Origin of the sequence: Rhabdobacter roseus, assembly GCF_014202275.1 — a bacterium.
GTDB classification, from domain to species: Bacteria; Bacteroidota; Bacteroidia; order Cytophagales; family Spirosomataceae; genus Rhabdobacter; species Rhabdobacter roseus.
Genome location: NZ_JACHGF010000011.1, coordinates 110612 through 136114, shown reverse-complemented (window position 1 = coordinate 136114; position 25503 = coordinate 110612). Strand labels below are relative to the sequence as shown.

The window sequence follows — 25503 nt, the reverse complement described above, 5'->3', positions numbered from 1 at the left end:
CATGAAAAATCTTTTTGACATGATTCCGCCGTACGCCGTAAGTACCCTGGGCTGGACGCTCCTGCACGCGCTGTGGCAGGGTACTTTGCTGGCGCTGGTGGCCGGTGCCGGGTTCTACGCGTTCCGCCGCCGTCCCGCCGCATGGCGCTATACGCTGGGCGTAAGTGTATTGGCCGGTCAGGTACTGGCTTCGCTGGGTACTTTTGCCTACTACTGGCTTTCCCGCCCCGCCGCGCTTCCCGTAGGTACTTCCCCCACCACCGGGGGTACTTCGGCGGTAGCGCTGGTGCAAGCCTGGCAGCAGGTGTACCAGCAGCAGACCTTCCTGGAGCGGGTACAGCTTTGGCTAAGTACCCATTTGCCAGAGCTGGTAGTATGCTGGCTGGTGGGCGCGGGGCTGCTCCTGCTGCGGTTTGTGGGTAGTTGGGTGTATCTGGAAGTACTGCGTAGCCGGGCGCGGCTGGTGATGGACCAGGAGTGGCGCACGCGCTTTGGTCTGCTGACCGCCAAGCTCAACATTACGCAGTCGGTGGAGCTGCGGCAAACGGCCCGCGTGCTATCGCCCCTGGTGATTGGGGCGCTCCGGCCGGTGGTGCTGGTGCCGGTGGGCCTGCTGACGGGCTTTTCGGTGGCGGAGGTCGAGGCCATCCTAGCGCATGAGCTGGCGCACATTCGTCGGCACGACTACCTGGTTAACCTACTGCAATCGCTCGTCGAAATTGTTTTTTTCTTTCACCCGGCATTGTGGTGGCTCTCCGAGCGGGTACGTACCGAGCGCGAGCACTGCTGCGACGACCTGGCCGTAGCTACCTGCGGCGACCGCACCTCGCTGGCCCAGGCACTGGTGCGGGTAGCAGAGCTGCAAGCGAACCCGCGCCTGGCGATGGCCTTTGCCTCGCGCAAGCCATTGCTGCTGCGCCGGATACGCCGGGTATTAGGCGTGGCTCCCGCTCCCCGGCGGCTGATCGGTACCGTGCCGGCCCTACTCATCCTGACGGGACTTCTGGTGGGCGTTTCTGTCTATGCTGTAGGACAGCAGGAAGCGCAGAAAGAAAACCGTAAAAAGGTACTTCAGCGCGGCGAGCAGAAGGATCGGAAGGTGGAAGCCCCAGAAACAATGGATATCATGGCTGCTGTCAGCCTGGAAGAGCTGGCCGAAGTACCTTCGCTGGTGGAAGTCGCCGAGTCGTTAGAGTTAGCCGATCCTGCTCCTCAGCCGCGATACCAGGTTATGGAAGGGGATATCTATAGATACCAGGCAAGCGCCAGCGACACGACTCAAAAGCGCCTGGAAGCGTACCAGCGCAACATGGAGGCCCTGCAAGAGCAGATGGAGCCGCTGCACCGCCGAATGGAAGAGCTGCACCTGGCCATGGAAAAGCAGCAGTTTGACGTGGAGCGCTACCACCGGGCTCAGGAGCAGATTGAGTGGAAAAAACAACAGCTGATGGACGGGCGCCAGAAGCTGATGGAAAAACGCTCGGCGTTGCTGTATCCTCAGGCGGCCAAGGGGCAAGCTCCGGCGAAGCTCAGCGAAAGCGAAGTGGAAAAGCAATTAGGGGAGCTGGAGCAAAAGGTGAAAGACCAGGAGCAGAAAATCACGGAGCTGAACGCGCAGCTGGCCCAAAGCCGCCAGGAAGCGCACCAAGCCGAGGAGCCGTCGCGCGCGATTCAGAAGGAAATGGAGACGATTAGCCAAAAAATGGAGGTAATCGCCTCCCAAATGAACCGCGAAGCCCGCGAAATGGAAAAGTACCTCCCCCCACCGCCTCCCCCGGTACACGTGTACGGTACGGGAAAAAAAACGGTACCCCCGGCTCCGGCGGCCTCACCGGCTCCGCCCCCTCCGCCGGTAGAAAAACCCGCGAAGGCTACCTCCATCCAGGGAAAAGCCAAAGTAGCGCCCGCGGCTTCGCCCAAAGCGGCGAGCCCGGCGAAGAAGTAAAAGTACCCCTGACGTGCTGAAATAGAGCCGCGTCAGGGGTACTTTGTTATTCTACCTCAATGACCAAGTCGTCGCTGAGCGGGTGCGTTACGCAGGTAAGAATGAAGCCCCGGGCCGTCAAATCGCCCCGAATCGGGTGCTTCTTGTCCAGGGGGTTTCAGCAGTGGGTATGGAGGGAGAATCCGATTGCTAGGTTGTTGTGACCAATCGCGTTGCCGGTGGCTCCGACGGCTAGGCCATCGTTGGCCCATATCGTAAAACAACCCTTCTTTACGGGGGTAAATCCCCAACGGACTTTCCCCTCATAAAGCCCCCTTTTCTTTCCCTATGAAAAAGCCTCTAGTTTTCCTTGCTCTGCTGGGCGTTTCCCACCTTTTTAGCTCCTGCGGGGGCGGGGCCGAAGGAACCAGCCACACAACTTCCGCCCTTTCGGCCGTAACATCCGCTCCTGCTTCGAATCAAGGTGAATGCATTCTGGGCTACCAGCGTAAAATGGACGAGCTATTGCCCTTGGAAGTGATCAAGCGGCACTATACGGGTGAAATGCCCGATGTCAAAGTAAAATACCAGAAAAGCGCTCCCGACAAAAAGGCTTCCATGGACAAGTACGTTATTTCCTGGAAAAGCGACCGCACCCGCACGCTGGAGATGGGCAATTCAAAGATGGAGATTCCGCTCCAAAACGAGATTGGCGTGATGTGGTTAGGCAGCGATTTGTTCATGATCAGCAAAAAAGCCACGCCCCTCGAAAACTTCAAGGCATTCTACCGCAATCCTACGCAGGAGGAAATGGATAAAGCCTTCAAGGCTGCCGAAGAACGGATCAAAAACGACCCTAAGTACTCCAAGGAACAGGCCGAAACGGCGACGGGCATGGCTAAAGGAATGGCCGCTAAAAACAAGTTCGAGAATATACCAGGCATTGGCGACGCTGCCTCTTTCAATAAGGAGGAAAACTACCTCACGGTGTTGGTCGGCGCAATGACTTTTCAGGTCGTAGCGAATGTGAGTAAGGATAAAGACGAGAACCTGGATCTGGCCAAGAAATTAGCAAAGGAAGTACTGGCTAAGTGCGAATGAACGAGCCCATTCGCACTTGATCCTATAATTATTCTACTTCGATCACCACGTCGTCGCTGAGCGGGTGCGTTACGCAGGTAAGGATGAAGCCCGCCTTGAGTTCGGCTTCCGAAAGGGCATCCTCTTCGTCGAGCTGTACCTGGCCGGATACGCAGCGGCCCAGACAGGCCGTACACATGCCCGCCTGGCACGAGTAGGGTAGGTCGATGTCGCGGTCTAGGGCGGCTTCCAGTACCGTTTGGTGCGGCTCGACCGGAAATTTATATTCACTGCCTTCGTAAATAACCGTGATCTCGCGGGTTTTGAGCGAGCCCTCGTCTTCTTCCTCTCCCACCGTGACCTCGCCGTGGGCCTTAGCGGTGGTGGCCGTCAGGAAGCTTTCGCGCCGTACCTGCGGCGCAGGTACCCCCAGAATATCCAGCGCCCGCTGGGCTTCTTCCATCATCGTATCGGGACCGCAGAGGTAGTATTCGGCCCGAGTCGGATCGACGGGAGGAAGCTTTTCCAGCATTTTCAGCATGTGCGTTTTGTTCAAACGGCCCGTTTCGCCCGTCCAGGTACCCGACGGCTGGCTGAGCGTATGGACCACCCGGAAGCGCTCCCCGTACTTGGCCTGCAGCTGATCGATCACGGTCTTGAAAAGAATGGAGGCTTCGTTCCGGTTGCCGTAGAGCAGGTACACGGTACTTTCCGGCTCCACGATCAGCACCGACTTGGCGATGGAAATCAGCGGTGTAACGCCGCTACCGGCCCCGACCAGCACCACCGTACGCTGCTGCTCGGCGTCGAGCTGGGGCGTGAAAGTACCCATGGGCTCCATGACCTCGAGGCTATCGCCCACCTGTACGCTGTCGATGAGGTAGTTGGAGGCAAAGCCGCCCGATACCCGCTTGATGGTAATGGCCAGCGCTACGTCCGTGTAGGGTGAGCTGCACATCGAGTAGGAGCGCCGGAGTTTCGTATCACCCTGGGGGATCAGCAGCGTCAGAAACTGACCGGGTTTGTATTTAATAACTTCGTTGAGGGGGTGCCAAAAGTGAATCGTGGCGGTATCGGGCGTTTCCCGCACCACGTCTTTCACTTTCAGGTAATAGTATTTACTCATAAGAATTGTCAGCGGCCAGCGCTCGTTATTTTTTACTTGGGGTAGAAATCATTTTCCTACTTTTGTATAAACCCGTCCGTTTCGCCAAAGTTTCAAGTACCCTGCTATAAAGAGGGCTGGGGAATAAAATCGTGCGCAAAAGTACGTCTGCGGGGTACTTTCAGCCAAAAGCCCCGTAGTAGATGCTACGGGGCTCGGTCAAAAAAGGAAGGTATATTTAGTATTCAAAGGTACCTTAGTGCAGCGTTGCCACGGCGGTTTTGATCCGCTGTACGGCTTCGGTCAGAGCTTCGTCGGCGGCGGCCGTCGAGATCCGGATGCAATTGGGCGCGCCAAAACCCGAGCCAGCTACGGTAGAAACAAAGGCCGTGTTCAGCAGCCAAAGCGAGAAATCATCCGAGTCGTTGATGTTGGTTTTGCCATCGGATTTTCCAAAATAGTAGCTCACGTCCGGAAAGGCGTAGAACGCGCCCTGGGGTACATTGACCTTAAAGCCCGGTATCTCCTTGAGCAGCCCTACGACCAGGTCGCGACGGCGGGCGTAAGCTTTGCTCATTTCGCGGGTGGCATCCAGCGGACCGTTGAAGGCGGCCACGGCGGCTTTCTGCGCGATGGAGTTGGTACCGGAGGTCACCTGCCCCTGGAGTTTTTCGACGCCGTCGGCGATCCATTTGGCGGCGGCGATAAACCCGATGCGCCAGCCGGTCATGGCATATCCTTTGGCCACGCCGTTGACGGTAATGACGCGCTCTTTCAGCGCCGGAATGGACCCGATGCTAAAATGGCCTTCTTCCGTGAAGTTGATGTATTCGTAAATTTCGTCGGCCAGGACGTAGATGTTCTCGTGTTTTTCAAGTACCTCGGCCACGGCCCGCAGCTCGGCCTCGGTATACACCGAGCCGGTAGGGTTGTTGGGTGAAGCGTACATCACTACCTTCGTGCGGGGTGTGATGGCGGCTTCGAGCTGCTCGGCGGTTACTTTAAAATCATTTTCAAAAGCGCCTTCCAGTATTACGGATTTTCCCTCGGCCAGCTTCACCATTTCGGAGTAGCTCACCCAGTAGGGCGCAAAAATGATCACCTCGTCGCCGGGGTTGACCAGTACCTGAATCGCATTGGCTAGCGAGTGCTTGGCTCCGGTCGATACCACGATGTTCTCGGGTTTCCAGTCAATGTTATTGTCGCGTTTCAACTTGTCCGCAATGGCCTTGCGCAGGTCGGGGTACCCCGCTACGGGTGAGTAGCCGTGGAAACCATCGTCGATGGCTTTTTTGGCCGCTTCGCAAATGTGGGCGGGCGTCTTGAAGTCGGGCTCACCTACACTCAAACTAATTACCTGATGGCCCTGGGCGGCCAGTTCCCGGGCCTTTTTGGTCATCGCCAGTGTCGAAGATTCTTCGAGGGCGTTGATGCGGTCGGCCAACAACCGCGCTTGCTCTGCTACTGCGGACATTGCAATGTTTAATTAAGTTATTTGAAAGGGTATCAATAAATTGCCGCAAAGTTACGCGTTTTTTTAGTGAGGTAGCGAGAATTGAATAATTATTGCTACCAATTCGCGGGAATCCCGTAGCTATTTTTTACTATTAAAAGAGAAAAGTACCCCCATACCCGCCGGTACCTGGTATAGTTTTCTAAGCATCCGCTGAACCAACGCAGCAAGTTGCCCATAACCCAACGCTTTTTATCATGGAAAGTACTTTCAGTCTGGAAGAAATCCTGCAACTGGGACACATTCCCGAAAGCTTGCAAACTACCTTTTTGCGGGTAGCCAACGGCCTGCACCAGCGCGCCAAGTACCCCAAGGAGAAGGTACTTCAGCTTTTTGCGCAGCTCTTGGAAAACCCCAAAAAGTACGCCTATTCCAAAAATAAGCTCACCAACCTGGCCCGAGCCGTGTATGATTTGCAGAAGCAAGGAACGGTCATCATGCTTTCGAGCGTAGGGCAGGGGTACTTGCCACAGGAGCCGGTCTTTGGCCTGGACGAAAAAGGGAAGCAGGAGGCGGGTACCTTCAGTCTGCGGGAAAGTATCCTTCCTTACGCCGTTTTTGGGCGGGAACAAATCGAAGCGGGGGCTTTGCAACAGATGGAAACGGCGGCGAGCCTGCCCATTGCGGTGGCCGGAGCGCTCATGCCCGACGCCCACCAGGGCTACGGCCTGCCCATTGGCGGCGTACTGGCCACCGAGGCCGACAAGGTGATTCCTTACGCCGTAGGGGTAGACATCGCGTGCCGCATGTGCCTGTCGGTATTTGATTTACCGCCCGCTTTTCTGAAGCGGGAGCCGCATTTGCTCAAAAGTACCCTGCTGGAAAACACGCAGTTTGGCATGGGGGGGGAAGTGGCACGGAAGTTTGACGAAAGCGTGATGGACCGCCCGGAGTGGACGGCTACGAAGGTGATCCGGGAACTGAAAGACAAAGCGTACCGCCAGCTGGGTACTTCGGGTACGGGCAACCACTTTGTGGAGTGGGGCATCGTGGAGGTACTCGCCCAGGACGATCGGTTCCAAGTACCTCCCGGCGCGTACCTGGCCCTGCTGTCTCACTCGGGCTCGCGGGGTTTTGGGGGTACCGTCGCCAACTATTATTCCAAATTGGCCATGCAGAAAACCCAGCTACCCAAGCAAGCCGCGCACCTGGCCTGGCTCGACCTCAACACCGAGGAGGGCCAGGAGTACTGGATCGCCATGAACCTGGCGGGCGAGTATGCCTCGGCCAACCACCACGAGATCCACCGTAAAATAGCCCACGCGCTGCGCCAGGAGCCGCTACAGATGGTCGAAAACCACCATAACTTCGCCTGGAAGGAGGTACTGGCCGACGGGCGGGAGGTGATCGTGCACCGCAAAGGCGCTACGCCCGCCGGTACCAACGACCTGGGCATTATTCCTGGCTCGATGAGCCAGCCGGGCTACGTGGTGCGCGGGAAAGGACAGCCTGAGGCCATCAACTCGGCTTCGCACGGGGCCGGGCGACTCATGTCGCGCAACCAGGCTTTCAACCAAACGACCCGCCACCAGATGAACAAAATCCTGGAAGAAGCGGGTATTCAGCTCATAGGAGGTGACCTGGACGAGTCGCCGATGGTGTACAAGGATATTGACACGGTGATGGCGGCCCAGACGGAGCTGGTGTCGGTACTGGCCAAATTCTCGCCCAAGATCGTGCGCATGGCCGACGCCAACCGCAAGGAGCGGCGGGAAGATTAGGGTATATGTTATGGTGAGAGAAATAGAAAATCTTTGGAAGTCGTTGTATTTTTGTTGAGTAGCTCCCTCAGGTAGTTGGAAACTACCTGCTTAAAAAAATGGGGCTTTTTATAAACCGTCAGCGCTTATGAACATACAGTATGTATCCAATGCCAAGGGGGAGATCATGGCAGTACAACTTCCATTAAAAGCCTGGCGGGAGATAGAAAAAAAACTGGAAGCCTTGGCCATTGCCGAAAGTATCAGAAAGGGCTATCAGGACATGGAGCAGATTGAAAAAGGCGAGCTTCCGGCTAAAACCTTAGAGGATTTATTAAATGAGCTATGAGTTAATCTCAACGCCGAATTTTGAAAGGGAACTCAAGAAGCTTAGTAAGAAGTACCCTTCCCTTAAATCTGATCTTGGAGCATTGAGTAAATCATTAAAAGAAGATCCTACTCAAGGTAGTGAAGTATTTAAAAATTGCTATAAAATTCGCTTTGCCATTAAAAGCATAAGGAAAAGGGAAAAGCGGTGGGGGGCGGCTGATAACGTATGTCAAGATTGTTAATAAACGCATTTATCTTCTTTCTGTTTATGACAAATCAGATCAAGAAACCGTTACGGATGCCTCTATAAAGTAATTTTTGAAAGATTAGGAAGTAAAGTACTATTGATACGTGAATTAGCTTGTAAAGTGTTTGATGGCTTTCTTATTACGAGTAATGAAAAGGCTTTTGCATCACCTAGTTCTTTTACAGATCAACTCACGGGTCTATGATGATTTATGATTTGTATGTAACTCTTTGTTTAGCTCATTGTCCAAATCTGCAGATTTCAAAGCAGAGTTCAAGTCTGCTAAATACTTTGAATTACTAGTTATAATATGATTTAAGATCGTCATTGCTGAGTCTATATATGGTTCTAGTAAATTATTATTAGATGTGAAATTGACGAGATCACTTTTCAAAGATATCGTATTTGTCCAATTATCACCATTACGCCACAAAAAGGCGCAAATTCTAGAAATATGGAAAGGTGCATTCTTAGCCAGGTACCTAGTAGTGTCATCAGTGGACGATGAATATTTTAAAAGCAAATACTCATTAACCTTTCTATGTATTAGAACTGAAATAAGGTATGGTTCTATAATGTCTGTTCCTGAGAATACTTTATCATAGTATTCATTCCAGACTTTGTATTTTCTACTTCGTGCATCTGAAGGCTTTTTCAAGACTACACCTAAATAAGCCACAGCAACATCCTCATTAGGTATTATTTTTTCTTTAATAATATTTGTCGATTCGTATTGTCTTGGCTTTCTTTCCAGAGAATAGCCATGCAGTGTAAATCCGGTTTCTAAATCAAGCTGAGTTTTATCATTGGCTCTTAAATTCCTGCCTGTAATTTTATTTTGATTGTTTGTAGTTAATACAATTTTGTCAACTAGCTCCAAATCATTCGTTTCGTAGATTCTAAGCAGCACTTTTGTGTCCGGTTGAAGGCGTCCATCTTTTAGTGCATTTGCTAAGCTTGTCGCTGTTTGACATCCATTTACAATTTGCATGTTCTCTATTTTAACCTTTGGATCATCTGGATCTGTAACTGGGTCAGCTTTATCACATATAATAGTTATTCCATTATTTAAAAACCAAAAGAGGTTACTTAGATGACTGCTAGTGCAAGTATTTAGTATGTCCTTGTTTACACCTCCAAGTTTCCCTAAGTACTTTCTGATATTCAAATCAAAAACAAACCCACTTTTATCGCTATTTACTACCTGAGCTATCTCTGAAGCTGTAGCAGAGCATATAATTCCTTTGAGGCCTTTGCTATGATATTTTATTAATGAAGGATTATTAGTGTCGTAGATAATCTTTATTTCGCGGTCAATTTTTTTGTTATTTTTTTCCTGAGAATTTAATATATCTACGATTTCATCAGCTCCAATTATTTCAAAAGTAAAACCTGCAAATGTTTCATTATTATATGTGTCAGTAATTGTTTTAATTTCTTGCTTCGCTTCATCCGATAGTTAAGATTTCAAACCTTTAGTGATGTAGGCGGCCTTTACATAGATATTAGAAGGGCCTAAACTAGATTGTACTGTTCGGTAATCTTTAATTCGATCTTTGAATTTTACATTAGATAATGTATCAACGTCCGCCTGACGCTTTTCAAAAACCCATTTTAAGCCGTTTCTTATTTGAATAATGCAATTTGAAGAAAAGCTTTCTTCGTTCTTAATTTGAGTGATATATATTGTTGCCTCATCAGAATCATCCTCAATCGTTATAGCGTCAATTTGTTTATCTTGTCCTCCATCAACATTGTCATTCGCATCAAACGAATGAATGCTTTTGTCAGTAAATAGACTGTGCCCAAATACGAGAAAAGCTTGGTCAGGCGTCAGTCCCAACTTTGCAGCTGTCTTGTCAATATGATCTTGTACGATTTGTTGTCTTAGTGTCATATTAGGTCGCATTAAAGGTGCTATAGGACTGTAAATGTACAAAACTTCCTCAGACTCTGTTATTTATTATGTATTTTTCAGTACTTAATTAATTTGTGGCAGATTTACCGTGTTATTGTAATAAATAGCAGAATAATTTGAGAACACTTCTTTTGTATTGTAATTTATTGATTCGTGAGCTAGTTTGTAAACTCTTATGGAGCTTTAGTTAGACTCCTCAGCTCAGCAAAGTGAAATACTGTAATTTACTTTCCGGTCCTATTCACTCATTATTAGGAGCTTACCATGGCTTCAATCTTCTTTCCAGCCCACAAAAAAACCGCCGCTGATTTCCTGCGAAACTAGCGGCGGTTGAAAGGTACTTTACCGGAAGCCCGACTAGGCCAGGGCTGCCTGTAGGTTTTCGTTAATGGCTTCCAGGAACTCCTCCGTATAGAGGTAGTGATCGCCATGCTTCACGTCGTTGCCGTGTACGATGATGGCCAGGTCTTTGGTCATTTTTCCGCTTTCCACGGTATCGATACACACCTTCTCGAGCGTGTCGGCGAAGTGAATCAGCTCCTGGTTTTGGTCAAGCTTGCCGCGGAAGGCTAGGCCGCGCGTCCAGGCAAAAATGGAGGCGATGGGGTTGGTAGACGTAGGCCGGCCTTTTTGGTGCTCGCGGTAGTGGCGCGTTACGGTGCCGTGGGCCGCTTCGGCTTCCATGGTACCTCCGTCGGGCGTTACCAGTACCGACGTCATCAGGCCCAGCGAGCCAAAGCCCTGCGCTACGGAGTCAGACTGTACGTCGCCGTCGTAGTTTTTACAAGCCCACACGAAGCTACCGCTCCATTTCAGGGCCGAGGCCACCATGTCGTCGATCAGGCGGTGCTCGTATACGATGCCCGCTTCTTCAAACTTCGTTTTGAATTCGGCTTCGAATACTTCCTGGAACAGGTCCTTAAAGCGGCCGTCGTATTTTTTCAGGATGGTATTTTTGGTCGAAAGGTACACCGGCCAGCCTTTCTGGAGGCCAATGTTCATACACGAACGCGCAAAGCCACGGATGGATTCGTCGAGGTTGTACATACCCATCGCGACGCCACCACCGGGGAAGTTGAATACCTCAAACTCTTGCACGGTACCGTCTTCACCCTCAAATTTCATGGTTAGTTTTCCCTTGCCAGGTACCACAAAATCCGTAGCACGGTACTGGTCGCCAAAGGCGTGACGTCCCACGATGATGGGGGAGGTCCAGGTCGTCACCAGGCGGGGTACGTTGCTCATCACGATCGGCTCGCGGAATACTGTTCCGTCCAGGATGTTCCGGATGGTACCGTTGGGCGACTTCCACATTTGCTTCAGACCAAACTCCTCCACGCGCGCCTCGTCGGGCGTGATGGTGGCGCACTTGATCCCGACGCCGTACTCTTTGATGGCATGGGCGGCGTCGATCGTCACCTGATCGTTGGTTTCGTCGCGGTATTCGATACCCAGGTCATAGTACTTAATATCGACATCCAGGTAGGGTAGAATGAGTTTTTCCTTGATGAATTTCCAGATGATGCGGGTCATCTCGTCGCCGTCGAGCTCAACGACTGGGTTTGCAACCTTAATTTTGTTCATGTTCGTAAATAAATTAGTAAAATAGCCAAACAAGATTTGTACAAAAGACGGCGCAAAAGTACAAAATATAGGCTAAAAGGCTAATGTATTATGAAATAGGAGTGTAAAACCCTGGCCCTTTTGGCTGGGAGACGCTCCTCCGGGGTTTGGTCGGCCGAAAAAAAACTGCATTCGAAAACGGCACACCACAAATCCGGCGACTGAGCTTTTACCGGCTCGGATCCCAGCTGAACTATAAGCCTGATGGGTGCAGGATTAGCTATAATAAATCTTTTCAAGCGTATATAAAACTAGCTCATTGTTAGGGTCCCGGTAGTCTACTAAGGCAATGCCGATCAACGCCTATGTTCTATTGAGGCTGAAACTACTTTTTCTTCCGTTTTTTCTTTGATTCCACAATAGGAGCAAGGGCTTCTTTCACCGTTAAATCCTTTATCCGCACGTTACGAAACTTCACGACCGTTCCGTGGCCCAAAAAACCGATATGACCCGTGGGATTAGTCAGGCCGGGGTGGTCCTTGTGGTCGGCGGTGCCTTTTTTCGTGGCTTCTGCCAGGTCTCCATCCACGATGGTCGTACCGTTCAAAATGACCTTTATTTTTGTCCCCTGCACCATTACTTCTTCGGAATTCCATTCCCCCACGGGTTTTAGAAAACCACGTTTGGCCGGGATGATACCATACACCGAGCCGTGGTACTGGTACGGTTGCAGGTTGGCATAAATCGGCGCGTTATCGTCCAGAATCTGTATTTCAGCAGCACCTACGTAGGCTGCATCGCCCGTGAGCGGGGCGCGTATGCCGAGACCGTTGTTGGCTCCGGGCGTCAGCTGGAAGTCAAACCGAAAGTTAAAATCCTGGTATTGTTCTTTGGTATACAGGTTTCCGTTGCCTCGGCCCGTGGGGCGGGTCACGAGTATTCCCTCCTCAATGACATAATCCTGCGTATTTCCAGTCCATTCGTGCATGTTAGTTCCGTCAAATAGCATTTTGAAACCTGCCTGCTGTTCCTCGGCGGGCAGTACAAAAGGCTCGTGGCGGGGAAGTTCTTTTACATAAATGTCGCGGTAATATACCTGTGTGCCATGGGCCTGCAATTCCAGTTGTTCCGTCGGAAAAATAGGCAGGTTTCTATCCCAATAATTTTCCAGAATTACATTTTCCACCACCCGTATTCCGTTCAGATCAACGGTTACCCGGTCGCCGATCATTTTTATATAAAACGTATTCCATTCGCCCACCGCGTTGTCGGCTACCTGCGTGGGCTTGCTTTCATTTTTTTGGTTATTGTACAATCCTCCTGAACCTACCTGTGCGCCTACGCTCACGCGGGAGGTATCCCAAATTTGCACCTGTGGCGTGCCCCGCAGATAAATTCCGGCATCGCCTTCGGGCTCAATTTTCCAATCCACGTACATCTCAAAATCGCCATATTTATTAACGGTGCAGAGATTATCCCCTTTTCCGGTAAAGACTAGCTCTCCCTTTTTCACCACCCATCCGGTACGCATTTTTTCATCAGCGAGAGCCTGTTGGGCACGCAGTGAATCGGCGGGCAGGTTGGCGCGTTTGATTGGATTTTCGACGAGACCTTTCCAGCCGGTTAAATCTTGCCCGTTAAAGATGGCTTCAAAACCATCGCCTTTGGGTAGTTCTGACAAATGTTTGCGAATCGCTTCCTTTTGGTATTCACTATCCTGTCCGGTTAGCACTTGCATGGATTTGGTCAGTAAATCCGTAACTACTGAGCCGTTCCAATCGGGATTAGCCAGGGCAATGGCAATGACGGCCTGGGCGGCGACCTGCTGTACAGGAACGTCATTAAGATATTTTCCTGCTACAATCAGTGATTCAAAGGTTTTATTTTTTTGTAATTCTTTTAATATCAGTTGGTTTTGTTCGGGGGTTGAGGAAAATGCCAGGGCTTTGCGAAGCATCAGGACTTTCTGAACGGGCGTGGCCAAGGCGCTACTTACACTTTTTACGTATCCTTTCAGCGCTGCATCACGGTAGATGTCATTTGTTGTGGTCATGCCGATCGTGTACAGTTCACCGGCAGCTTCCTGGGTTGTCCATGCCGCCAACGATGCTATAGCCGCCTGCTGCATTTGCTGATCGGTACTTTTGTAGGCGGAAGTAACGACATTCAACGCTTTTTTTCCACCAATTGCTGCTAATACCGGCAGATAGACCGACTTCTGAGGAGCCGATGCCATTTGCTGCAACACCAGGTCGGCTTGCTGATTCACTCCACCCACCGACGGAATGGTAGCCTTGATAGCCTCCTGTACCGCTTGCTGATGTGCGGCGTCGGTAGTCGTGTTTAGTAAGGTAAAAAGTTGGGGTAAATCCTGACCCGTAGCTACTTGTTTCAGGGCGGTGAAGGCGGCAGTTTTTACGTTTGCCTGTGGGCTTTTGAGCAAAGCCGCGATCACGCTCATGTGAGCATCGGCCCGGCGCGCGCCCAAAATTTCCACAAAGGCCACCTGTGCCGCGGGCGATAGCGACGGAACCGCCTTCACCACCTGACCCACTACGGTTGGGCCTTTCATGGACAAAATAGCTGTTTTTACCGCACGAATCGTCTCGGCATGCCCTGTTTTGAGTAGCGGTAAAAAGGCAAGTAAAACACTTTCGCCCCCGATTTTCCCGGCGGCATCAATGGCTGCCAATTGTACGATCGGGTCTTTCTCAGGGAGTAGTTTAAGGATAGTAGGTAATGCGGCTTTTGCATTAATTTTGGCAAAATAGTCCATCACATCGGCCTTTACTGCGAGCGACCCTCTGGCCAGCGATTTTAATAGTAGAGACGTAGTAGTGGGGCTAGCCAGGGGTTGCAGGTATTTCAACGCGGCGGCCCGGTAGGCCCCGTCTGTACTCTCGGCAGCTTTTACCAAAATTTCCAGCCCGGCATCGCCTTTGGCATCCGACAGTAGTTTGAGTGCGGCGGTGCGGGTAGATACCTGTGTAGCGCCTGGCGTTTGAGCGAGCAGCGTTTGGGCTGCTTTGGCCACGGCTGTATTTTCACCTTTGGCCAGCCTAAGGGTGAGATATCGCAGATAGTAGGCCGTAGCGTTAGATTCAGTGTATACGTATCCGGCTTTTTGAGCAGCCTGTTGCAGCACACTTTCCGAGGACGACGCAGCTAGTTGGGCTAGGGCATAGTAGGCTGTATTTCTAATCGTTTGATCTTCATTTGCGGCCAAACTTTCCAAAAGCGGGGCAGCCTCCGGGTAAGGCATATCGCCGAGTGCTTCCATAAACGACAGATGATTGGTGCCCCAGGGTTTTTCCAGCGCAGCCAATAAGGCTTTTCCGGCTTCGGGTGTAGCGGCTTTTACCAACGCTCGTGCAGCGGGTCCGGCCAGGTCTTTATTGCTGAGGAACGACACCAGCGTTGGGACGGCTTCGGTCTTGGCTACCTGCTGCAACTGAAAAAGGACAAATGCCTGGTTGGTTTTATCAGTCAATTTGGGCAGCGCTTCGGCATAGGCTTCGGAGGCTAATTGACGCCAGGTTTCTCTGCCGGGCTGTGTGACGTAGTAGGTAAAGCCACCCACGGCATACTGAATGGCGGAGTTGTCGCCGTGGCCAGTCGGGTACAGGCGGGAGATGAGTAGGACAATACCCTCTTGGCCTAATGCGGCGGTTTCTTCGGCATTTTTGGCCAGCGCTTTGGCATCCTTTGCGGGCATTTGGGCCAGTAAATCAGCAATTCGGGTGGCGGTTGTTCGGTTGGCGTTCAGTTGCTGCGCCCAACCGGGTGTCAGGGGCAAACAGAACAAGAGGATACTGTAAATATATTTTTTCACTTCCTTCGGTCGTTTCATGAATCAATTGTACGGACTACATAGAGATGGAGAAGAAGAAGCATTCAATCTTCTTTTTCCACCCTGTTTTTACACATTCCAGGGCGCGCGCATGGGTTGATCGATCAGGCGGTTGGCTCCTTCATCGCCGATAAACTGTTGTTTTACCGGATCAAATGAAAGCGATCTTCCTAAACGCAAGGCGGCCAGTCCCATGTTTACAATGGTACACGAGCGGTGTCCGTTTTCTTCATTGAGGGCAAATTTCTTCCGTTTTTTTACTGCTTCAACAAAGTCCGTCACCTGTGGTTCGGGATCGGGGAATGCGGCCAGTTTTTTCTCAAAATCAGGAATATCGCAGCGGAACCCGTTGTATACATTGCCTTTGGGACCCGCAATGTAGGGCGCGTTGACGTCCTTACCTTCGCCATCAAGGATAATCTTGCAGCCATCTTCGTAGGTAAATTCAATCCGCCGCCAGGTTCCAACGGCGTCGGTATGTTGCTGGGGGGCATCCACCTCTACCTGAATCGGGCTGGTGTGGTCTTTTCCTAGAAAATACTGAATCGGATCTATGTAATGCTGCCCCATATCGCCCAATCCACCGCCATCATAGTCCCAGTAACCCCGGAAGGTGCCATGCGTGCGGTGGGCGTTGTAAGGCTTGTACGGCGCCGGGCCAAGCCATTGGTCATAATCAAGTTCGACCGGAACGGCCTGGGGCGCAAGATCCGTTTTGCCTACCCAGTAGAACTTCCAGTCAAAGCCCGTATGCTTGCCTACGGTCACGGTCAGGGGCCAACCCAGCATGCCGCTGTCAACGAGTTTTTTTATCGGCTTCACGGTCGTATTCATGCCGTAAAAGTTAGATTCAAACCGAAACCAGGTATTGAGCCTGAAAATGCGGCCGTGCTGCTGCACGGCCTCCATCACGCGCTTGCCTTCGCCGATGGTGCGGGTCATGGGTTTTTCGCACCAGATATCTTTCCCCGCGCGAGCGGCGTCGGCGGCCATGATTCCGTGCCAGTGAGGGGGTGTCGCAATGTGGACAATATCCACCTCCGGCAGTTTGATTAGTTCGCGGTAGTCGGTAAACGTTTTGGTGCCTTGGTCGAGCTTGGTCAATGTTGCGGCCAGGTGTCTTTTATCTACATCACAAATAGCCACCACGCGGGTTCCGGCGTAGGAAATGTGGCCTTGTCCCATACCGCCCACACCAATAATTCCCTTGGTGAGCTGATCGCTCGGGGCCAGGAACCCTTTGCCCAGCACATGGCGCGGAACAATGGTAAAAGCCGCCAAGGTGGCGGCAGTTCCTTTGACGAAATCACGCCGGGAAACTCCTTTTTTGGTAGATTTTTTTTCTTGCATGATACGTTCTATAAAAACTTGAGTTTCCCCCCCACCACCCCTTGGAAGGAAGCGGTTTAAGCGGGGAATAGACTTTTTTAAGGGTTAGGCAAGGGAATTCCAGGCATATTATATTTTTAAGAATAACTTATTGCGATGCAGAATCCACATAAATAGCCATTGAATCAGAATATAGGTTACCACCGCCCCGACCATTTGTACCGGCTCAGAAAAAAAGCTTAGCAACCCCCCAAACAGAGTCTGAGCGGTATAGGAAAAGTCAATGAATTTTTTGACCATGTAAATCACAATGGAGTTCATGCCGATGACCACGAAGAAGAACGTCCAGGAACGGAAGTGTAGGACATCAATGACCCCGTAAAATAGCCCCAGTAATAAAAAACTCAACCCGCCCGTCAGGAGTACAAAGGAGCTTGTCCAGATGTTTTTATTGATGGGAAAAAATGAATTCCAGGTTAGTGCCAGGCCAATGCCCAGAATTCCGGCCGTCCAAAGCAGCAATACTTTTTGCGAGGGGGTAAATTGGTGGGGCGAAAGGCGCAGGAATTTACCGGCAAAAATACCTAACAGTCCGGTGGCTATGGCGGGTAGGGTAGATACCAGGCCTTCGGGGTCGTGAATTTTATTGTGCAGCCGTCCGGGTACTATGAGCTGATCAAAATAGCTGGCCGGATTGCACTCAATGGTCAGCAAACCCGCCCCGCAGCCGGGTACCGGGAAGTAGGACATAAAGCCCCAGTACCCGACCAAAATACCCACAGACCACGCAATCAGCCAGCGCGTTGAGCAATAGATATAAAGAAGCTGCGCAAGCATTCCGGCCAGGCCTATACGCCCTAATACGCTTGGATAGCGCATTAGGGCCCATTCGGTTTTGAAAAATCCGTTGTTGTACAATATACCCAGGGCCACCAGAATCAACCCCCGCTGTATGGCCTTGCGGGCCAAACGAGTGGGTGAATGGCCGTTGGCTAGGCGGCTGTCCATGGAGAATGGGGTAGACACGCCTGCTAAAAAAATAAAGAGTGGGAAAATCAGGTCGTAGGCACGAAATCCGTGCCATTCCGGATGGTGAAGCTGTTGGTCTACGCTTTGCAGCCACGCCCAGCCTGAGGCGGCGGTGAGAGCATGCACGAGCTGCCCTCCACCGGTGATCCAGAACATGTCAAACCCCCGCAAAGTATCAAGCGATTGCAGGCGTTGGGGAACTACCCGGGAGGACGCGTTGGCCGGAATTTTGGTTGATTGAGCCGTTGTCACTAGTCACCAAGGGATAGTAGATTTACAAAAAGTCGGTAAGCCCCGGGTACGCCAGCGGGTAGTTCTCTAAACCAGGACAAACTGGTGTAGACATAGGTGCCTTTACCGTAGCGAGCCACCAAAATGCCGCCGTCGAGGGGTGGGCTGTTAGGGTCGTTAGAGGAAATAATTGCCTCGTACTGAGGGTCCCAATTCTGCGGAAAATAAAGCCCACGCTCCTGTACCCAGTGATTAAAGTCATCAGCTGTTATTTTATTGGGGGAATTCAGCACCACGCTTTCCGGTTTGATAAGTCGTACTTCTGAGGTTTCTTCTGTAATGCGGTCCCGGGTGAGTTCAAACGGGTAGGGACCCAGCTCGGTAGTAATAAGGCCCATATTTGTATTATACTGTACCACCAGGTTGCCGCCATTTTCGACGTATTTTAACAAAGCCGTCTGATGGTGTTTCATGCGTTCATTGGTATTATAGGCCCTAACGCCCGTGATAACGGCATCAAATGTTGCCAATTTTTCAGGTGTGATATCCTGATCTTCCAACAGGGAGACGCGGTAGCCAATTTGCCGCAAGCTTTGGGGGATCAAATCTCCCGCCCCCATAATGTACCCAATATTGGTGCCTTTTTTGACCAGGTTCAGTTTGACTGCTTTCGCCGAGGCAGCCGGAAAAAACGCCTGCGCTGGAATGTGCGTATAGCTGATCAAACCGAAGCTTTTATCGTATTCCTGGCCTTCCAGGGTCACCACGGCCCGCAGGCGGGCTTCCTGCGGATCAACGGGGGGGAAAAGTTGAAATTCCACGGTTTGCTCGGAACCTTTATCCCTAAGAGCAAACGAAATTTTTTCGGGAATGGACCTCCATCCTTCGGGCAGCGCTAACTGCACGTCGCCCGAACAATTGTCTTTTCCGGCTTTGACCGTTACGTCCACCTTCCGAGGTTCGGCCGTGTCAAACATGTATACCTCCTGTGCAATGGTGGCAAATACCGGGGGGGTAATAACCAAAGGCTGGTACACTTCGCCCAGGACGGGATCCTTTTTCTTGAATGCCACCGGTACCTCCATTCGCAGGGGTTGTCCAGCTACGAGCAGGTCAAAAGTTACAACGGCAACCGGTGGGTTTTCCGGCTGACCGATTTCCTGCAAATCATCCACCGAAAACAATCCGGCGTACCCGATTTCCTTGCGTAACCAGTAGGGTTGCGAAATGGGGGTAGTTACCGGTATTTTGGCGTTGGTTTCCCAGGTAAGATCTTGATTATAAGCTAAGGGAGTATGCATGGCAGAATCCGTTGTCGCAAAGGGAAAATGGATTTTTTCCAGCGAAACAGACACCGACGAGCGGTTGATGGCTTCTACCGTAAGCGGTAGGGTAGCCCCGGGCGAATAGGCAAATTCCGGGGCCGTAACTTCTAGATACAGACCCAGCGCATTTTTGATGAGCTCCTGCACATCGGCTAGTTTAGTGGTTTTCCAGAAGCCATCCGGGAGTTTTTGTAGCTCCGTACGAATAGATAACAACAAGGGTACGCTACCGGCAGGATTGGCCGGGTCAAATTCCCTGGCGGCCCGCTGCACCAGTTGTTCTATTTTGGCACTGCCTTTTACCCGTTTCCAGGACGTGTCAATGCCTTCAAACAGGTCGGTCATGGTTTTGTCGCCTTTGGTGTGTTGGAAATATTCTACCGACGTTCCCCGCGTGCCTACGGAGCCAAAGCCCTGGCTTTTGTGCATACTCCGGCTTTCGGCCGATAGTTCTCCGTACGATTTTCCCAGCAGTGGATTATAGACGCCGAGGTCAATTTTTAGGTACTGCCCGGCATTTTTTACAAACTCGGCTCGGTTGGTAATCGACCACATGCTGATGTTCCACAGCAGGCGTTTGGCTTGCCAGGGGGCTACGTATTTGAGTTGCTCGGGAAAACGTGTGGGATCAGCCGCGGCGTCAAAGGCTTCCTCGGCAAGAATAGATGACGCACTATGATGGCCATGCCCGGCCCGGCTATCGGGTGGGAAGCGTGTAACGATTACGTCCGGTTTTACTTTCCGGATCACCCATACGGCGTCAGCCAGTAATTGCTCTTTTTCCCAAATCATGAATGCTTCCTGCGGATTTTTGGAAAAACCAAAGTCGTTGGCGCGGGAAAAGTACTGCCGCCCGCCGTCTATTCGGCGGGCCTGCAAAAGCTCCTGCGTGCGGATTATACCCAGTTGTTCCCGGATTTGGGGGCCAATCAGGTTTTGGCCGCCGTCGCCGCGGGTTAAAGCCAGATAGTTGGTCGTATAGAGCTTTTCATTGGCCATGTAACCGATAAACGTTGTGTTCTCGTCGTCGGGGTGGGCAGCCATGTATAGTACATTGCCGAGCACATTGAGTTTTTTAATATCCTGAGCCAATTTGGAAGAGGGGAGCCGCTGCGGGGCCTGAGCGGTCAGGGAACCCGATCCGCAGGCAAGGAGCAGCCAAAGGCCTGCTTTTATTACGTTGCTTTGCATAGTATAGACGGAAGATCGGTATAAGGGAGTACGATCCGGGTCCTCCTAATCGGGCTACGGTGTATCCGGATTGGAGAGAAGGGGACGGTTTCCTTTTTAAAGTGCTAGTTTTGTTTGTAGGATGAATTAATATCCAGCTCCCGCTGTGGGATCAAATACAGCAGCCGGGCGGTTTTGCCCTGTGCTTGCATAACCTCGGTCGCTTTGCCAAACCGCAGCAAATCGGCCCAGCGATGATTTTCAAAGGCTAGTTCAACCCGGCGTTCACGTAGGAGTTTATCGGCAAATGTACCGGGCGTGGCCGCACTGATCGGCGCCAGTTTGGCCCGGGCTCGCACCTGATTGATATATCCGTACGCAGCATCCGACTCGCCGAGTGCTTCGGCCAGCATCAATAATACGTCGGCATAGCGCAGGACCATGAAGTTATACGATGCATCGTTTTCATTGAAGGTATTTTCTTTTCCGAATTTAGTAATGAACCGCACGTTGTTGGCTGAGTTGGTCAGTAAAGTCCCCTGTGAGTTCACGTAGCTTGTATCCATGGATTTCAAAAACCGATCGTCGCCTGGTTCGTAGGCGTTCATCATGTTTACGGTAGGCCGATTTTTATAGGCTCCGGTGGTTTGGCGCAGCAAGGGTGAAAAAGCATTAGTAAAACCATTACCGGTCCCAGTGCCTCCCCCTCGGTACTGTACTTCAAAAATTGACTCCCGGTTGTTCTTATTGGCAAGTCCCCAGATCGTGGCGTAGTCGGGCATGAGCGAATACCCGTAGGTCTCTACGATGCGCTTTAGAACGGTAGCGGCCGAAGACTTATCGCCAGCGGTCAGGTATACTTTTCCGAGCAGGGCCGCCGCGGCCCCTTTGGTTGCCCGACCGAGATCTGCGGCGGCCGCGTGTTTGATGGGTAAAAAGGCTTCGGCCTGTACCAAGTCGGCGCTAATCTGACGATAAATTTCAGCGGCGGGTACTTGCGGTAGAGCCCGCCCTTCGTCGGCCGATTTGGGTTCGGTGAGTGGCATCGGAATATGACCAAAGGAAACGGCAAGATTGTAAAAAAACAACGAGCGTAGAAAGAGAGCTTCCCCTTTGATCCGATCCTTCATCGCCTGATCCATGGGAATGGCGTCAATGCGGCTGAGTACTATGTTGCTGCGGGCAATGCCCAGATACGAATCCGTATACGCTGCCGTGATGATTTCACTCGTGGATATTTCAGAAAAATTGTCAATCACCGTCAGTTCAGCCCCCAGGCCGGTTCCGTCCGGCCCCTGATCGGTATTGTCTGTTCGCATTTCATGCATGATCCAGTAACTCTGGTTATAGGTACCATTCATTTGCAGCACTTTGTAGGCTGCATTGATGGCCGTGTTCATGTCACCGGCGGTTTGGTAAAATCCGTTGACATTTCGCTGGGAAACCGGATTAAGGTTCGTGAAATCCTCACTGCACGAGAGCAAGGCTCCGGCTAACAGGGCTATGAGGTGTAATTTGTTGATTTTCATATCTTTATGTATTATTAAAATGCCTTTACTTCTTGCAGAACCAACTCAAAACGTGACGTTCAAGCCAAACGTGATGTTGCGGGATAAGGGGTAAGCACCATAGTCTTCACCCTGCACTCCGGTTAAACCTGCCTGATTGTTTACCTCCGGGTTATACCCGATGTACTTGGTACTGGTAAACAGGTTAGTACCGGAGGCGTAAGCCCGCAACGACTGAAATCGGGTACCGAGTAAGGTTTTGGGGAATGTATAGCCCAGCGAAATGCTGCGGAGTCGAAAGTACGAGCCGTCTTCGACCTGAAACGTGGACGGCCGGTTGTTTCCGCTGTGCAGATCGGAGAGCCGGTCCGCGCGCGGGATTTTGCCATTGCCCGGATTTTCGGCCGAAATCCATCGTTCTGTCCAGTCGGCGTAGGAGTTGGTGGCAGCCTCGCCGTTGCCCAGGTGGCGTCGGGTCAGGTTCAAGATTTTAGAGCCTTCTACACCCTGGAAGAAAACGCTCAGGTCTACTCCTTTGAAACGGAATCGATTGGTAATTCCCCACATGAAATCCGGCTGATAGTTACCGATGACAGTACGGTCGGCCGCGTCAATTTTACCGTCTCCGTTCACGTCCTTGAACTTGAAGTCTCCCGCACGGGCGGCCGGCGCCAGGGCGTCCTTGGGGGCTGCGTCAACTTCGGCCTGACTTTGATAAATCCCCTCCACTACGTAACCGAAGTAGCTACCAATAGGGGATCCAATAGCCGTAATGTGCCGGATGCCCGCACCACCCGAACTCAAAATAGGGTCGCCGGTGGGTCCGAGTTTAAGTACTTCGTTTTTATTGACCGAAAAGTTAAAATCGGTGGTCCAGCCAAAAGCACCGACAAGATTACGGCTACTAATGGTCAGCTCAAAACCTTTGTTTTCCACTTCACCAATGTTTTGCAAGGCTGTAGAAAAGCCAACCGCGGCCGGAACCTGCACATTAAGCAGCAGATCTGATGTAAGCTTTCGGTACCAATCCGCCGAGATGTAAATCCGCTCACGGAAAAGCCCAAAATCCAGGCCTAAATCAACCTGCGTGGTTTTTTCCCAGGTCAGGTTTTCGTTGCTGATGCTGGAAGGTGCTATGCCGTTGGTGAGCACATTGTTAAAAATATAATTGTAAGTGCTTAGGAGACCAATGGCTGCATAGTTAGGAATCAGGAAGTTACCCGTTTGTCCCCAGCTTCCTCGAAATTTCAGATCGCTGACGGCCGTCACCCCCTTCATAAACGATTCTTCCGAAACGCGCCATCCGGCGGAAACGGACGGGAACGTTCCGGTTTTATTTCCTGCTCCAAAACGCGAGGAGCGGTCGGAACGAATTGTGGCGGTGAGCAGGTATTTATCCCGAAACGAATAGTTGACCCGCGCCAGTGCCGAAACCAGTGACCACTCCTGCCGGTTATCGCCGCCGCTCGTTACCTGCCCGCCGCTGATGGTGGGTGATAGATCGTCGGGATGATTTTGGGCATATACCTGATTGGCATCCAACCGGTCCTTTTGGGCGGTGTAACCCACTACCGCCGAGATGTGGTGTACCTGTCCAATGGTTTTAGTATAAGACAATGTATTTTCTGTCAGCCAGTTGTAGTTGAGAGACGCATTGGACTGCGCATAAGGATCACCTACGGTGGCGGCTCGGTTAAGAAACGCCCGGGCCATGTAAAAGGAACGATTGTAGCTGTTTACATCAATACCTGTATAGAGTTTATAGGTCAGACCGTCCAGCATCTCGTATTCGGCATACACATTTCCAAAGGTGCGAAACTGTTTGAGGTCGTCCGTTACGTATTTAATGATCGCCAAGGGGTTGCTTGAAGCGGTCATGTTGGCTCCTCGTCCGGTTTCGGTAAAGAGGTGCGACTGATTATCGGTTTGGTTGATGCTGCCGTCAGGCAGGTAAGGTTTCACGGTAGGGGAGGTTACCAGAGCCGAATACACGATACCCGGAGGATCCGCAAAGTAGGGTGCTCCCGCCGGCGAACGATCTGTATTGGTAAAAGAAGGACTCAGCCCGAGTCCAATTTTTAGTCTTTTTACCGGCTGTGCCTCCAGATTTATCCGAAAGCTATACCGTTCAAATCCACTGCGATCAATGATGCCCTTTTGATTGAAGTAGCCGCCCGAGAAATAATAGTTTACAAACTCGCTACCGCCCGAGACGGACGCGTTATAGCTTTGGACGGGGGCCGTATTAAAAATCAAATCCTGCCAGTCGGTATCAGTTCCGTCCGGATTGGCATAATCATCGGGAATAAAATAGCTTCCGTTGGTGGTTTTGGTATAGCGAGTGGCATTATCGTCGTTGACATTGGCCCCGGGCACATCCTGTAAGTAGGCATTATTTTTGGAGTCCTTTACGTAGGCCGTCAACTGCTCCGAATTCATCAGGTTTACTTTTTTAGCCACACTTTGAACACCAAAGTAGGCATCAAATCCGACGACAGGTTTGGTGTTGAGCTTCCCTTTTTTAGTGGTGATCAAAATCACGCCGTTGGAACCTCTCGAGCCATAAATAGCGGCCGCCGAAGCGTCTTTCAATACCTCAATGGACTCGATATCATTGGGATTGATCGTTCCGAGCGGATTAGAGGCGGGCAGGGCGAAGGCCGTAGTCCGGCGGGTAATATCCCCCTGAATGCCGGGATCCATATTCTTGGTGGCTGGAAAACCGTCAATGACGTACAGGGGTTCGTTACCGGCCGATACGGACCCCAGGCCTCTTACCCGAATGGTGGTGGCGGCACCGGGCTCGCCGCTGGGTTCCTGTACCTGCACGCCCGCAATCTGACCCTGAAGGGCGTTTTCAAAGTTCGTTACCTGAATTTCCCGAATGTTTCTGGCCGAAATCGAACCAATCGAGCCCGTAATATCGCCTTTACGCTGCGTGCCGTAGCCCACCACCATCACTTCGCTCAGGTTGTTGATTGAAGGAACTAGCTGCACGTTGAGGAGGCTTTGGGAGGTTACGGTTAGTTCCTTACTTAAATAGCCAATGAAAGAAAAAACCAGAATAGTTGGCTGGTCCGGAAGGCTAATGGAATAGACCCCATTTTGATCCGAAATAGCCCCCTTGTTGGTACCCTTAATAAGCACACTGACACCGGGCAGCCCTTCGTTTTTTTCATCGGTAATCTTTCCGGTTAGTTCGCGATCCACGGCCCCTGGGCTTTGCAGCCGTTGGAGCGGAGTCACTTGTTCAAACACGAGTTTGTTTTGCGTCGTGGCCGAGGTTGATCTGGGAATGGCCCAACTCTCCGCTTCGGCACTCTTTTTCCAGATTAGATAGGCACTTTTACTCATTTTTCGATAAGTTAGCCCATTGGGAAACAGTAACTGTTCTAATTTTTTTTCCAGTCCCTTGTCGGTTGACCTGTCTTCCGGTTGTACATAGATGTCTGCCAGCGTAGATTCTTCAAAAAGAATATCAACCTGGTGTTTCCGGCCCAATTCGAGCAGCGCATCTTTCAGCTTCTGGCTCTGAGCCACCCGGTGTTCAGCGGTGCGGCGAAGCGTTGTTTTGCGCACATACGTTATATCCTGCGTGGCGGCACTCAGGGAGGCTGTTCCCAGGGGAAGGAAGGCCAACAGCCCCAGCAGCCCATGTTGTAAAACTTTACTTTTCATAGA

15 protein-coding genes are annotated in these 25503 nt (G+C 51.3%); 4 read left to right on the top strand and 11 right to left on the bottom strand.

Going from position 1 to position 25503, the window contains the following annotated elements; genetic code table 11:
* The first annotated feature begins 1 nt into the window (after position 1).
* The gene (locus tag HNQ92_RS24175; protein ID WP_184178264.1) at positions 2-1945 is read left to right on the top strand and encodes a M56 family metallopeptidase; all 1944 of its coding nucleotides are present in this window, start codon (positions 2-4) and stop codon (positions 1943-1945) included.
* Between the two features lie 327 nt (positions 1946-2272).
* A complete protein-coding gene (locus HNQ92_RS24170; RefSeq protein ID WP_184178262.1) occupies positions 2273-3025 on the top strand; it encodes a hypothetical protein in 753 nt (250 codons plus the stop codon).
* 28 nt (positions 3026-3053) lie between these two features.
* Here HNQ92_RS24170 and HNQ92_RS24165 read toward each other — a convergent pair whose 3' ends face one another.
* Together HNQ92_RS24165 and HNQ92_RS24160 are read right to left on the bottom strand one after the other, a co-directional pair.
* A complete protein-coding gene (locus tag HNQ92_RS24165) occupies positions 3054-4130 on the bottom strand; it encodes a ferredoxin--NADP reductase (RefSeq protein ID WP_184178260.1) in 1077 nt (358 codons plus the stop codon).
* Between the two features lie 235 nt (positions 4131-4365).
* The gene (locus tag HNQ92_RS24160; protein ID WP_184178258.1) at positions 4366-5583 is read right to left on the bottom strand and encodes a pyridoxal phosphate-dependent aminotransferase; all 1218 of its coding nucleotides are present in this window, start codon (positions 5581-5583) and stop codon (positions 4366-4368) included.
* 236 nt (positions 5584-5819) lie between these two features.
* Here HNQ92_RS24160 and HNQ92_RS24155 point away from each other — a divergent pair, with 236 nt between their 5' ends.
* Entirely contained in the window at positions 5820-7343 is a 1524-nt protein-coding gene (locus HNQ92_RS24155; protein WP_184178256.1) for an RtcB family protein, read from the top strand.
* A gap of 127 nt (positions 7344-7470) precedes the next feature.
* Positions 7471-7671, top strand: a complete 201-nt coding sequence (locus tag HNQ92_RS24150) for a prevent-host-death protein (protein ID WP_184178254.1) — start codon at positions 7471-7473, stop codon at positions 7669-7671.
* Between the two features lie 427 nt (positions 7672-8098).
* On the opposite strand, the gene HNQ92_RS24145 is transcribed toward HNQ92_RS24150, so the two are convergent.
* The 9 genes from HNQ92_RS24145 to HNQ92_RS24105 form a co-directional block, all read right to left on the bottom strand.
* Positions 8099-9067, bottom strand: coding sequence for an AIPR family protein (locus HNQ92_RS24145; protein ID WP_184178252.1), 969 nt, complete (start codon positions 9065-9067; stop codon positions 8099-8101).
* 291 nt (positions 9068-9358) lie between these two features.
* Positions 9359-9796, bottom strand: a complete 438-nt coding sequence (locus HNQ92_RS24140; protein WP_184178250.1) for a hypothetical protein — start codon at positions 9794-9796, stop codon at positions 9359-9361.
* 378 nt (positions 9797-10174) lie between these two features.
* The gene (locus HNQ92_RS24135) at positions 10175-11401 is read right to left on the bottom strand and encodes an NADP-dependent isocitrate dehydrogenase (RefSeq protein ID WP_184178248.1); all 1227 of its coding nucleotides are present in this window, start codon (positions 11399-11401) and stop codon (positions 10175-10177) included.
* Positions 11402-11765: 364 nt separating this feature from the next.
* Positions 11766-15230, bottom strand: a complete 3465-nt coding sequence (locus HNQ92_RS24130; protein ID WP_184178246.1) for a 3-keto-alpha-glucoside-1,2-lyase-like domain-containing protein — start codon at positions 15228-15230, stop codon at positions 11766-11768.
* 69 nt (positions 15231-15299) lie between these two features.
* Positions 15300-16580 carry a Gfo/Idh/MocA family oxidoreductase gene (locus HNQ92_RS24125; protein WP_184178244.1) on the bottom strand — a complete coding sequence of 427 codons (1281 nt, stop codon included), beginning with the start codon at positions 16578-16580 and terminating at the stop codon, positions 15300-15302.
* Positions 16581-16688: 108 nt separating this feature from the next.
* A complete protein-coding gene (locus HNQ92_RS24120) occupies positions 16689-17840 on the bottom strand; it encodes a DUF5009 domain-containing protein (RefSeq protein WP_184178242.1) in 1152 nt (383 codons plus the stop codon).
* Complete coding sequence (locus tag HNQ92_RS24115; RefSeq protein ID WP_184178240.1) at positions 17840-20335, bottom strand: PIG-L family deacetylase; 2496 nt, start codon at positions 20333-20335, stop codon at positions 17840-17842. The genes HNQ92_RS24120 and HNQ92_RS24115 overlap by 1 nt, the downstream gene beginning before the upstream one ends.
* A 104-nt stretch (positions 20336-20439) precedes the next feature.
* Entirely contained in the window at positions 20440-21843 is a 1404-nt protein-coding gene (locus HNQ92_RS24110) for a RagB/SusD family nutrient uptake outer membrane protein (RefSeq protein ID WP_184178238.1), read from the bottom strand.
* 45 nt (positions 21844-21888) lie between these two features.
* Entirely contained in the window at positions 21889-25500 is a 3612-nt protein-coding gene (locus tag HNQ92_RS24105) for a SusC/RagA family TonB-linked outer membrane protein (RefSeq protein ID WP_184178236.1), read from the bottom strand.
* Between the last annotated feature and the right edge of the window lie 3 nt (positions 25501-25503).

Excerpts from the sequence above, each read along its gene's own strand:
- HNQ92_RS24175 (WP_184178264.1), top strand. The coding sequence starts at position 2 with ATGAAAAATCTTTTTGACATGATTCCGCCGTACGCCGTAAGTACCCTG.
- HNQ92_RS24170 (WP_184178262.1), top strand. The coding sequence starts at position 2,273 with ATGAAAAAGCCTCTAGTTTTCCTTGCTCTGCTGGGCGTTTCCCACCTT.
- HNQ92_RS24165 (WP_184178260.1), bottom strand. The coding sequence starts at position 4,130 with ATGAGTAAATACTATTACCTGAAAGTGAAAGACGTGGTGCGGGAAACG.
- HNQ92_RS24160 (WP_184178258.1), bottom strand. The coding sequence starts at position 5,583 with ATGTCCGCAGTAGCAGAGCAAGCGCGGTTGTTGGCCGACCGCATCAAC.
- HNQ92_RS24155 (WP_184178256.1), top strand. The coding sequence starts at position 5,820 with ATGGAAAGTACTTTCAGTCTGGAAGAAATCCTGCAACTGGGACACATT.
- HNQ92_RS24150 (WP_184178254.1), top strand. The coding sequence starts at position 7,471 with ATGAACATACAGTATGTATCCAATGCCAAGGGGGAGATCATGGCAGTA.
- HNQ92_RS24140 (WP_184178250.1), bottom strand. The coding sequence starts at position 9,796 with ATGACACTAAGACAACAAATCGTACAAGATCATATTGACAAGACAGCT.
- HNQ92_RS24135 (WP_184178248.1), bottom strand. The coding sequence starts at position 11,401 with ATGAACAAAATTAAGGTTGCAAACCCAGTCGTTGAGCTCGACGGCGAC.
- HNQ92_RS24130 (WP_184178246.1), bottom strand. The coding sequence starts at position 15,230 with ATGAAACGACCGAAGGAAGTGAAAAAATATATTTACAGTATCCTCTTG.
- HNQ92_RS24125 (WP_184178244.1), bottom strand. The coding sequence starts at position 16,580 with ATGCAAGAAAAAAAATCTACCAAAAAAGGAGTTTCCCGGCGTGATTTC.
- HNQ92_RS24115 (WP_184178240.1), bottom strand. The coding sequence starts at position 20,335 with ATGCAAAGCAACGTAATAAAAGCAGGCCTTTGGCTGCTCCTTGCCTGC.
- HNQ92_RS24110 (WP_184178238.1), bottom strand. The coding sequence starts at position 21,843 with ATGAAAATCAACAAATTACACCTCATAGCCCTGTTAGCCGGAGCCTTG.
- HNQ92_RS24105 (WP_184178236.1), bottom strand. The coding sequence starts at position 25,500 with ATGAAAAGTAAAGTTTTACAACATGGGCTGCTGGGGCTGTTGGCCTTC.